The organism is Cyanobacteria bacterium QS_8_64_29, from assembly GCA_003022125.1.
Lineage (GTDB): Bacteria > Cyanobacteriota > Cyanobacteriia > Cyanobacteriales > Rubidibacteraceae > QS-8-64-29.
Genome location: PXQH01000025.1, coordinates 1 through 10,409, shown reverse-complemented (window position 1 = coordinate 10,409; position 10,409 = coordinate 1). Strand labels below are relative to the sequence as shown.

Genomic DNA, 10,409 nt, shown 5'->3' with positions numbered 1-10,409 from the left:
CGTTGAGCTCGATGGATTCGATTTCTAGGTGCAAGCGGCCGCTATCGGCGCGCGCCAGCACTGAAAGATCGTGCAGCAGCTGCACCGCCCGCTCTGTTTCCGAAGCGGCAATTTCTAAGGCTTCTTGCTGGTTGGCGCTCAGGTTGCGACCGCGGCGCAACGTGCTCTGCAAGTATCCTGAGACTAGCGTCAGGGGCGTGCGCAGCTCGTGCGAGATGTTGCTGGCAAACTGCTGCTGTTGCTCGCACGACTCGAACAGGCGAACCAGCAGCGCGTCCAGCGTCTGCGCTAAGCGGCGAACTTCGCTGGGGGCATCTTGCAACTGCAGCTGGGCCTGGCCCAGCCGCTCGAGCGACATTGCCTCTGTCAGTTGGCTCATGCGCTGCAGCGGCCGCAGCGAGTGGCGCACGTACCAGGCAACCGCCGCGAGCGTGACTGCAAGGGCAACCACGCTCGCCACGCCCAAGTTGCGGATCAAGCCCAGAAACATCGCGTAATCTTGATGGATGTTTTGGGCAACGTAGACCCGACCGAGCGAGCTCTCGTTCGCCTGCAGCGGAACCGCGCAAAGCAACCAGTACTGCCCCTCAATGCGCGCGATCCGCGATCCCGTTGGGGCGCCCCAGCCACACCAGCAGACCGTCGCTGCTGTTGCGGGCCACTGCCTTTTGCATGGCCTCTGTGGGGGCGGCGAACTCGCTATAGGTAGCGACATCGCTGGCAAGGCGATCGGCGATGTAGCGCACGTTTTCCTTGCGCGTTGCAACCAGCAGCTGCTGCATCTGCCACCCCATCCAGCCGGCAACCCCGCCCAAGCCCAGGGCCACGACGGCGACAATGCCTAGGGTCAGCCGCACGCGCAGCGAGCCGGGATCGAAGGCCCGCCTGGCTGCTTGCAGTTGCTGCCGGAGTGCGTGCATAGGCTTGCATTCGCTGCTAGAAGCGCTCGGCTGTACCGCGGACGGGATCGAACTCGAACCGGCACGCGGGATCGGTAGGTCCGTAGAGATTGAACGTGACGGTGGGTTCCTCGGCAACTGCTTCGATGTGGTGGATGGCATCGGCCGTGAAGCTGACAATGTCGCCTGGCCAGAACGTCTGCTCCTCGACCCGTTCGACGCGCGTTGCGCTTGCGCTGCGCTCCGCAATGCGCCAAAACCCATTCTTTTCCTGCCCGCTGATGATGGCAACCACGCCCCAAGTACCGTGATTGTGAACGGGCGATTCCTGGCCGGGCGACCAGGCAACCGTTTGCAGCGTGAGTGGAAAGTCAGGGTCATCGTAGAGCGTAAGCACCGACCAACAGCTCACTAGCAGCTGCCGCACCAGCGGCCGGATCGCCTGCAGGCGCTGCCGGTCGTCCGAGAGAGCTGCCAGTAGGTCTTCCACCTCGGTCAGAAAGCGGTAGAGCCGGTGAGGCCGCTCCGCCTCCGCCGGTGGAACTCCGAGTTCGCAGGGATGGCACCGTCCGCCCTCGGTGACTAGGAAATCGCTGCCGCTCATCGCGCCTGGCCCTTGCAGCTTGTGGGGTGATGGTATCGCTACCAAACTTAGAGCGCGCAGTTTGGGGCCGCCCGATCACACCCTTAATCTGCGCTGAGAAGTGCACCACCAGCCGTCAGCAGCAGGCTTTCAGCAGTCCCCAACCTGTCGCTCAGCTATCGCTCAGCAGCCCAGCGTTCACTGGATGATGTTTCCGTCTGCACCCCAAGCAAGCGAGACTATGCAACTGCAGTACCTGGCACTGGTGACGGCCAGCTCGGTTTTGAGCCTGGGCCTGGTTACCGGTTGCGCCCAACCTTGCTCGGCGAGCACGAACAAATCCAACCCATGTGCCAGCAAGGAGAAGAAATAGCCCTGCGCGGGCTCGGGTAAGGCTAAGCCATGCACCGGCGAAAATCCCTGCGCCGGCCAATAGGCGGTTGCACTGCCCCGATCGCTTGCACTGCTACGGCCGACCGTAGCAGTGCTTGCTTGCGGCTGCCTAGAGCAACCGCTGCTAGGTGCGAACGCGAGCGCTACTCCCGCAGGACGTAGCCCACGCTGCGCACGGTTTGAATGAGGCGCTTTTCGCCCTCCGCTTCGAGTTTGAGGCGCAAGTAGCGAATGTAGACCTCAATAATATTGGAATCGCCAAAGAAATCATGACCCCAAACGCGCTCCAGAATGCGATCGCGGGTGAGCACCTGCCGCGGGTGCGAGATTAAGTACTTGAGCAGGTCGAACTCTTTGGCCGTTAGCTCGATGGGGCGATGGCCGCGATACACCTCGCGGGTACCCGTATCGAGGCTTAGATCCGCAAACTGCAGCAGCTCGGCCTCGGATTTGTCATCTTGCTCGCGTCGCAAGTGCGCCCGAATGCGGGCGAACAACTTTTCAATACTAAATGGCTTGACCAGATAATCATCGGCACCGGCATCCAGCCCTTGGACGTGATCGCGCACGCTGTCTTTGGCCGTGAGCAGCACGATGGGCACCTTGTCGTGCATCTCGCGCAGGCGCTGGCAAATTTCTAGCCCCGAGACGCCAGGCAGCATCCAGTCCAGCACCAGCAAATCAGGGCTGGCCTCGCGTGCGGCCTGTATGCCTTCCCACCCATCGTAGGCAGCCGTCACGCGGTAGCCTTCGTATTGCAACTCCGAGGCGATGAGGCGCGCGAGCTTGCTCTCGTCTTCAACGACCAGTAATGTGGGCGGCCTCGCTGGTCATGGCAATGGGAACGGAACAACGCTGCGTCACTAAGACGCTAGCCGCGGCCGTCGCCGGCAGCTGCTAGGAACGGCCAAAGTAAGCCGGATAGACAAAGGCAAACGCTGTCGAGCTGGGCAAGCGCGTGCCATCGAGGTTTTCCACAATAACCGTCTCGAGCTGGGGATCCCAGCGCGCCCGAATCTTGCGGCCATTGAAGGTTACCACGCGCTCGCCGGCTTGCTTGATGCGCCGGTTGACAAAGCGGTGGCTGGCTCCCGAAAAGCGGTTTTGGGGCGTGCCGCTATCGTGCTCCCAGACGTAGGTAACGATCGTTTTGGGTGCCAGCTCGCGCTCGTCCTGGTTGCGCGCCGGGAAGATAATTTCGTCGTCGGTGTAGTAGCTCCCGTAGGGATACTCCTGGTAGTTGCGCTCGTAGCCCGTTTCGGTCGAGAGGATCTTGCTGTCGGGGTGCTGGGACAACCAGTTGCCCAGTGTGGTTTTGGTGGCCGGAATGCGTTCTAGGCGCTGGTTGACCTGCGGTCCCATGATGCCCAACCCCCACGGTTGGGCGTAGAGCGTATCGTCGGCCCGGCTGTACATGACCAGGCAATTTTGCAGCAGCTTACCGGAGACGCCGTAGGTGGTGCTGCCGCGCTCAAAAGCCAAAATCGTGTCGCAGAGCGGGCAGTAAGAAACGGCAACGTTAACACCGCCGATGCGGTCATTGACGATTCGTTCCAGTTCATGATGCCGTAGGGATAGGCCTTGGCTTCACCGTTGAGCGTGACGCCAATAACCCGCTCTTGGGCCTCAAAGGGCGTTGTCTTGGCCGTATCGAATTGGGGATCGTCAATGCTGGGAATGCCGTCTTTGGGCGGGCCGCCATTGATAAGTCGGCTGGGGAAGATGCGCGCGTTCTCGACCGGATCGGCCGAGGCTTGTGCCTGCAAGTCGGCGTATTCCTGATCGCTGTTGTGAAATACGGCTGTAAGGGGCGCGTAGCGCAGTTTAAAGTTCTGCCAGCCGCCGGCGTGGACGACGAGGCCGCCCAAGCCTGCTGCCGCGATGGCTAGGGTACTGAGTCCGACTCGGATGGTTCGCCGCATGGGAGGTGTCAGAAATTGCCAGGCTATTTTGAGCGTGCGCTTGCTAGCTGAGTAGCGCCTTAACGGTTGCTAAAGTAGGCTTGAGTCCGCATTGCTTCAATCTCGCTAGCAAGTAACGCCAATCTTGCCTTTTAACTAAGCGGTTCGTTCGACACTGCTTGAGCGTTCACCGCTCGTTGAGCGAAGTTGGCATCCAATTTAGCTAGCCCTGCTGTTTGCGGCGATAGCTGTACTGACCGTGAACGTTAACCGTGTAGGGCACCAGGTAGGTGAGAGCGGCCAATACCAGCGTTGGCGCTTCATGTTACCTTGCAGCAGGGCGCTGCCGTGGTTGATGGCCATCAAAATTGTGCCCACCACTAACGCAACGCGAACCGCACTCCACCGGTAGTCGCGATGGAACAAGCTGGTGCCAAAGTCGCTCAGCGTGCGAAGAGGTTGCATGGAGTACCACTTCCTGGGGTTGCTCGAGTCGCGATCGCCCATCCTAGAGACTCCACTCGCCCGGGAGGCGGGCTGTTGCCGCCAGCCCAGCGGCAGCAGCGATAGCAGCGCCAGCAGGCTCAGGGCCACCCAAAACGGCCCCAGCTGGCCCTGTTGCAAAGCGCGCTCGCCCGAAGCCCCCAGCCAACTGCAAACCAGCGATCCCGGCAGGATCCCTAGCGCCGTGCCCAGCGTGTAGGTCGTCCAGTGCAGCGGCGTCAGGCCGAACAGGTAGTTGACGGCATTGAACGGAAAAATAGGCGCAAAGCGCACGCTCAGCACGAATCGCAGCGGCCGCTCCCGAACGGCGCGCTCGAAGCGCGCCAGGACTCGGTACTGGCCAAAGCGCTCCAGGCCCCTTGGGACAGTAGGTAGCGCGCCACCCAAAACGCCACCAGTGCCCCCAAGGTTGCTCCGAGCGTGGAGAGCACCGCCCCCCAGAGGGTGCCGTAGACGATGCCGCCAGCCACCGTCAGCACAATGCCCGGAACGCCCAACACGGTAAGCCCAGCGTAGGCGAGCGGGAACAGCAGCGCTGACAGGCGCCCGTACTGCTGGAGCTGTCCCACCAGGAACTCGCGCTCCAACAGCACCTGCAGCGGGCCGCAACAGACGGCCACCAGCGCTGCCAGCAGCGCGATGGCAACCCAAAAGCGCCATCCCAGGTGCCGTTTGAGCCGGTGCAGGGCCGCTCGGGCGCGCCGAGGGCACGGCAGTGGCGGGGGACGTAGCTCGGCCATGCGGGAGTGGCAGGGCAGGCTTTAGCGATCGCCGGTGCGGGATTGGGCCGTGTCGCCAGCCGGCTCGACCCGCTGCTTGAGGGCGTTGCGCGCCCGGCGCGCGACCAGCACGGCCACCAGGATGGTGGCGAGCAAGCCCACCCCCAGCAGCGCCCATTGGGCGGGGGTTCTCTCCACCTCCCCGGCCGCGATGGCAGCCAGATCTTGCATCAGCGAGCCCACGTAGACATAGACCGCCAGCGCCGGCAGGATGCCGAACAGCGTGGGGAAAAAGTAGGCCGGCAGCGAGACTTGGGTCAGGCCCAGGGCGTAGTTGAGCAGGTTAAACGGAAAAACGGGCGATAGCCGCGTGAGCAACACCATCCGCCAGCCCTCCTCGGCAATGGCGCGATCAATGGCTTGGAAGTTGGGCCGCCCCGCGATTTGCCGGTTCACCCAACCGCGCGCGACGTAGCGGCCGATGAGAAAGGCCAGTGTGGCGCCCAGCGTTGCTCCAATGGCTGCAACGGGAATGCCTTGCTTGACGCCAAACAAAAAACCGGCGCCCAGGGTTAGGGGCAAGCCGGGCGCAAACAGGACCGTACCCGCGGCATAGATGGCGATAAAGGCCACCAGCCCCCAAAAGCCGAGCCCCTCAATCCAGCTCAGAACGCCGATGAGCAGCCCCTGAAGGTCAACCAGCTGTCGCACCCCGGTGATAGCGGCGGCGACCAAAACGGTGATCGCCCCATACTTGAGCAGTGACTGGGTGCGCTGCACGCGCGCCATGGCAACACCTCTGCATTGGATACCGAGTCGCTACCCAAATCGCAACAAGCGCCGCTGAGTTTCTGCTGAATCCGGCAGCCAGCTTTAGGGTGTCACTGGGCATCGGCTGCTTGCAGCGCCTGGGGCGGATGTTGGGCCAGTACCTGCTGCAAGGACTGCCCTGTGTAAGAGCGCGGGTTCTGCGCCACCTGCTCGGGCGTGCCGGTCGCCACAATCTCGCCGCCGCGATCGCCACCCTCGGGGCCCAAATCGAGCAGCCAATCGGCGCTGCGGATGACATCCAGGTTGTGCTCGATCGCCAGCACCGAGTTACCCTTATCCACCAATCGCTGCAGCACGCCCAACAGCTGGTGGATGTCGTAGAACGATAGGCCCGTGGTGGGCTCGTCGATTAGGTAGAGGGTCTTGCCGGTAGCGCGGCGCGTCAGTTCGGTGGCGAGCTTGACGCGCTGGGCCTCCCCGCCCGAGAGGGTGGGGGCCGATTGCCCCAAGCGCAGGTAGCCCAGCCCCACATCCACCAGCGTCTGCAGCCGCGCGGCCGCCCGCGGCAGATTCTGGAACACCGCCAGGGCTTCCTCGGCTGTCATGGCCAGCACGTCGGCAATAGAGTAGCCCTTGTATTTCACCTGCAAGGTGTCGCGGTTGTAGCGAGCGCCCTTGCACACCTCGCACTGCACCGAGACATCCGGCAGGAAGTTCATCTCGATGATGTTGACCCCCTGACCGCCGCAGGCCTCGCAGCGCCCGCCTTTGACGTTGAACGAAAACCGGCCCGGCTTGTAGCCGCGCGCCTTGGCCTCGGTGGTCTCGGCGAATGCGGCCCGGATGGGATCGAACGCGCCGATGTAGGTGGCGGGGTTGGAGCGCGGCGTGCGGCCGATGGGCGATTGGTCGATGGTGATGGCTTTGTCCACCGCCCGCAAGCCGCGCAGTTTGCCCATGGCCTCGGGGAACGGAACCTTGCGGCCCAGGTGGTGCTGTAGGGCCGGATAGAGCAGCTCGTTGACCAGGGTGGATTTGCCCGAGCCCGAGACGCCCGTGACGCAGACGAATCGGCCTAGCGGGATCTCGGCGTTGACGTGCTGGAGATTGTTGCGGTGCGCGTCCCGCAGCTGCAGCGATCGCCCGTTGCCGGCGCGCCGCTGGGCGGGGGTGGCGATCTCGCGCCGGCCGGCGAGGTAGTCGCCGGTGATCGAGCGCGAGGCGCGCGTTAGGGTCTCGGTATCGCCTTGCGCCACAATCTCGCCACCGTGGATGCCGGCGCCCGGACCAATGTCGACGATTTGGTCCGCCGTGCGGATGGTTTCTTCGTCGTGCTCGACCACGATCAGGGTGTTGCCCAGATCGCGCAGCTTTTTGAGCGTATCCAGCAAGCGCTTGTTGTCGCGCTGGTGCAGCCCGATGCTGGGCTCATCCAGCACGTAGAGCACCCCCGTCAGGCCTGAGCCGATCTGGGTGGCGAGGCGGATGCGCTGGGCTTCGCCGCCCGATAGGGTCCGCGCCGCCCGATCCAGGCTGAGATAGTCCAGCCCCACATCCAGCAGGAACTGCAACCGCGCCTGGACCTCGTTGAGGGCCAGCTCCCCAATTTGGGCCTGCAGCGGGCTCAGGTTGAGGTTGCGCGTGCGCTGCAGGCACTCGCCAATGGGGACCTCGGTGAGCTCGGTGATGGCGTACTGGCCCAGCCGCACTGCCAGCGATTCCGGTTTGAGCCGCTTGCCCTCGCAAACTTCGCAGGTTTGGTTGATGCGGTACTGCTCCAGCCTTTGGCGGTAGCGCTCGGAAGCGGTCTCCAGCGCGCGCTCCAGCATGGGGATAACCCCGCGATAGCGCTGCTCCCGGCCGCGCGGGCGCGGGCCGCGATCGTCGGTGTAGATGAAAATGGGCTCGTCACTGCCGTAGAGCAGTACCTGCTGCTGCCGATCGCTCAGCTGCCGCCAGGGCGTCTGGATCTCGAACCCGTAAGCGCGGCCTACGCTGTAGATCAGCGACAGGTAGAAGGCGTTGTCCTTTTCCGACCAGGGCGTGATCGCGGCATAGACCGGCAGGCTGGGGTCGGGAACGATGAGCTCGGGGGCAAAGCGCCGCAAGCTGCCAATGCCGTGGCAGTGCGGGCAGGCGCCGTAGGGCGAGTTGAACGAAAACAGGCGCGGGGAGAGCTCGTCCATGACCGCGCCGTGCTCGGGACAGGCAAAGTGCTCCGAAAACACCAGCTCGCGCGGGGCATTGGGATCGCTGCCGTCGCGATCGACCAGCTCGACGGTCGCCAACCCGTCCGATCTCTGCAGGCAAGTCCCCAGCGAGTCGCCCAGGCGCTCGGCAATGCCGGGCTTGTTCACCAGCCGATCGACCACAATGTCAATGGTGTGGGCGCGGTTGGGGGCCAGCTCAATGGCATCGCTGAGCTCGCGCACCTCGCCATCAACGCGCACCCGGACGAAGCCCTCGCTCGCCAGCCCTGACAGTAGCTTGCGGTGGCTGCCTTTTTGCCCGCGCACCACCGGTGCCAGCAGCTGGAAGCGCGCGCGCTCGGGCAGGGCCAGGATGCGATCGCGCATCTGGTCGATGGTCTGAGGGGCGATGCTGCGATCGCAGTGGGGGCAGTGGGGCTCGCCCGCGCGCCCGAACAGCAGCCGCAGGTAGTCGTAGATCTCGGTGACGGTGCCCACGGTGGAGCGCGGGTTGTGCGAGGTGGATTTTTGATCGATGGAGATGGCCGGGCTCAAGCCCTCGATGGCATCGACATCGGGCTTGTCCACCTGCCCTAGAAACTGGCGCGCGTAGGCGCTGAGCGACTCCACGTAGCGGCGCTGCCCCTCGGCAAAGATGGTGTCGAACGCCAGCGAGGATTTGCCCGAGCCCGAGACCCCGGTAAAGACCAGCAAGTGATCGCGCGGCAGCGCCAGGTGGATGTCTTTGAGGTTGTGCTGGCGCGCGCCCCGGATGCGAATGGCGCCGTGATCGGGGCTGGGGTGGTGGCCGTCTTGATGCTCGCCGGCCGCAGCACGAGCGGTTGGCGACATGGCAGCGGGCGCAACAAATGCCATGCCATCTTAACGCTGCGCGCTAGCTCGACTTTTGCCCTTTTGAATTTTAGGCCGCATAGCAGAGGCAGTCCAGCAGCGTATCGATGATTGGCGGTGGTGGTTTTTGCCACGGTCGGGAGATGGCTGGGGGTTTCAAGAACCCCGACCCCAGCTCTCGCCGGACAGCAGCCAGGGCGTCAGTAAAGGTGGGCTCAGGCTTGGCATCCCCAGGCCCAGCCCGAGCTGGAGCCGGGTGCTTGCAATACAACTCAGCAAACATCAACGCCACAATACTAAAGAGCTCGAACGGGCGTGGTCCGAACTTGGGCTAGCCACTGTTGCGGCGAAGGGAGCTTGTCCCCTTTGAGGCGGGGGCGACCGGTCTGGCCTGGCCGGCGGGCCGGAGGTGCCCGGTACCAGTTGGCCTGGGGCGACAGCTTGCCCACCACCCCACCGCCCATGGCGATGCCCAAAACGCGCCATTGGATGGGAAGACAGGCCGCCATCGCCCAGCAACACCCAGCGACCCTCCGGGAACCACCGGCCCGGAACCACCGGCCCAAGGTGGCCATCAGCCCCCGCGTTAGTTGGAGAGGCGTTTTGTGGCGCTGTCCCGCTGCCTTATCGAGTTGGGGCGAACGGCAGTTGCACGCAGATGGCTAGCCCCCCCCCACTTGTGTCCCCAGAGCCACACGGTGTGGCTCTGGCTGGAGCGCACCGCATCGCGGTGTTTGTCCTTGCCGAAGACCCGCTTGCCCCGGTGCTGGGTGGCGTGCTCGTCCGCGGCGACCAGCACCGGCTCCTGGCTCGGTATCCAGGCCAGAATGGCTTGGGCCAGCACCCAACGGCCACAGCGACCAACGCCGCTGGCTCAGCACGCGGTGGTAGCTGCTGAGGTGTCCGCGCATCAGCCACGGCACTGTCCCCAGCACATATAGCAGTCGTAGACCATACGTGAACGTTAGTTGCCAGCGATACAAATCAGTTCACGAATCAGGTAGTTTTGCTATAGGTCACGGTCCGCCGGCCTGAAGTAAGGATGGCCGCGAGCAGCAGCAGCCCGAAGCGGTCGAAGGTGGGCCGGGTGAACGCGATGCGGAACTGCTCGACTAGTGGGGCGAGTGTCTGGGGAAATTGAACCACGACGGACTCCTGGCTACCTGCCTGGATTGTCCCTGATGGGATCTCCAGGAGTGTCCGCCTTGTCCGGTAACTGACCGGCACCTACGGCAAAAGGGCAAAAGTCGAGCTGATGAGGTTGTCAAAACCTTAAAATTAAGTTATGGGGACCTCTATTTATTAACTATAGCAAAACCACATGAATCGTGAACGGATAAGTGCGCTTATACTTAATAGCCTTAACTCCTAGTTCGAGGGAATCCTAAAGTTTTGCCCAACAGGCTAGCTCCGTTCACGTGTGGTCTACGATTACTAATAGATACCAGTTCGAGAGACAAAAAAACGCTACCTCTCGGTAGCTCGATTGATGGTCAAGTATTGGATCAAACTACAATTTGGCGGTCTTAAACTGGTATGACATATTACTCATGGACAGGGTCATCCCATTTTCCGGAGCTAGCGCACTAGGATAGAGG

7 protein-coding genes and 3 pseudogenes are annotated in these 10,409 nt (G+C 63.0%); 1 reads left to right on the top strand and 9 read right to left on the bottom strand.

Annotated features, from left to right (window positions below; all coding sequences use genetic code 11):
* From BRC58_04865 to BRC58_04855, 3 genes are all read right to left on the bottom strand, one after another.
* Positions 1 to 574, bottom strand: a 574-nt coding sequence (locus tag BRC58_04865) for a two-component sensor histidine kinase (GenBank protein ID PSP17946.1), incomplete at its 3' end; no start/stop codon positions are given.
* A 13-nt stretch (positions 575 to 587) separates the two neighbouring features.
* On the bottom strand, positions 588 to 920 hold the full coding sequence (locus BRC58_04860; GenBank protein PSP17945.1) for a hypothetical protein: 333 nt from the start codon (positions 918 to 920) through the stop codon (positions 588 to 590).
* 16 nt (positions 921 to 936) lie between these two features.
* Positions 937 to 1,503 carry a cupin gene (locus tag BRC58_04855; protein ID PSP17944.1) on the bottom strand — a complete coding sequence of 189 codons (567 nt, stop codon included), beginning with the start codon at positions 1,501 to 1,503 and terminating at the stop codon, positions 937 to 939.
* A gap of 220 nt (positions 1,504 to 1,723) precedes the next feature.
* Between BRC58_04855 and BRC58_04850 the strand changes: the two are divergent.
* Positions 1,724 to 1,918, top strand: a pseudogene (locus BRC58_04850) (hypothetical protein).
* A gap of 100 nt (positions 1,919 to 2,018) precedes the next feature.
* Here the strand turns inward: BRC58_04850 and BRC58_04845 are convergent.
* The 6 genes and pseudogenes from BRC58_04845 to BRC58_04820 all read right to left on the bottom strand — a co-directional run bounded on the left by BRC58_04845 (position 2,019) and on the right by BRC58_04820 (position 9,655).
* Positions 2,019 to 2,684: a DNA-binding response regulator gene (locus tag BRC58_04845; GenBank protein PSP17943.1), complete on the bottom strand. Its 666-nt coding sequence runs from the start codon at positions 2,682 to 2,684 to the stop codon at positions 2,019 to 2,021.
* An 88-nt stretch (positions 2,685 to 2,772) separates the two neighbouring features.
* Positions 2,773 to 3,797: pseudogene (locus BRC58_04840) on the bottom strand (hypothetical protein).
* Between the two features lie 531 nt (positions 3,798 to 4,328).
* Positions 4,329 to 4,849, bottom strand: a pseudogene (locus tag BRC58_04835) (TVP38/TMEM64 family protein).
* Positions 4,850 to 5,041: 192 nt separating this feature from the next.
* Complete coding sequence (locus tag BRC58_04830) at positions 5,042 to 5,788, bottom strand: hypothetical protein (GenBank protein ID PSP17942.1); 747 nt, start codon at positions 5,786 to 5,788, stop codon at positions 5,042 to 5,044.
* Between the two features lie 92 nt (positions 5,789 to 5,880).
* Positions 5,881 to 8,811: an excinuclease ABC subunit A gene (locus BRC58_04825; GenBank protein ID PSP17947.1), complete on the bottom strand. Its 2,931-nt coding sequence runs from the start codon at positions 8,809 to 8,811 to the stop codon at positions 5,881 to 5,883.
* A gap of 586 nt (positions 8,812 to 9,397) precedes the next feature.
* Positions 9,398 to 9,655, bottom strand: a complete 258-nt coding sequence (locus BRC58_04820) for a hypothetical protein (GenBank protein ID PSP17941.1) — start codon at positions 9,653 to 9,655, stop codon at positions 9,398 to 9,400.
* Positions 9,656 to 10,409: the final 754 nt, after the last annotated feature.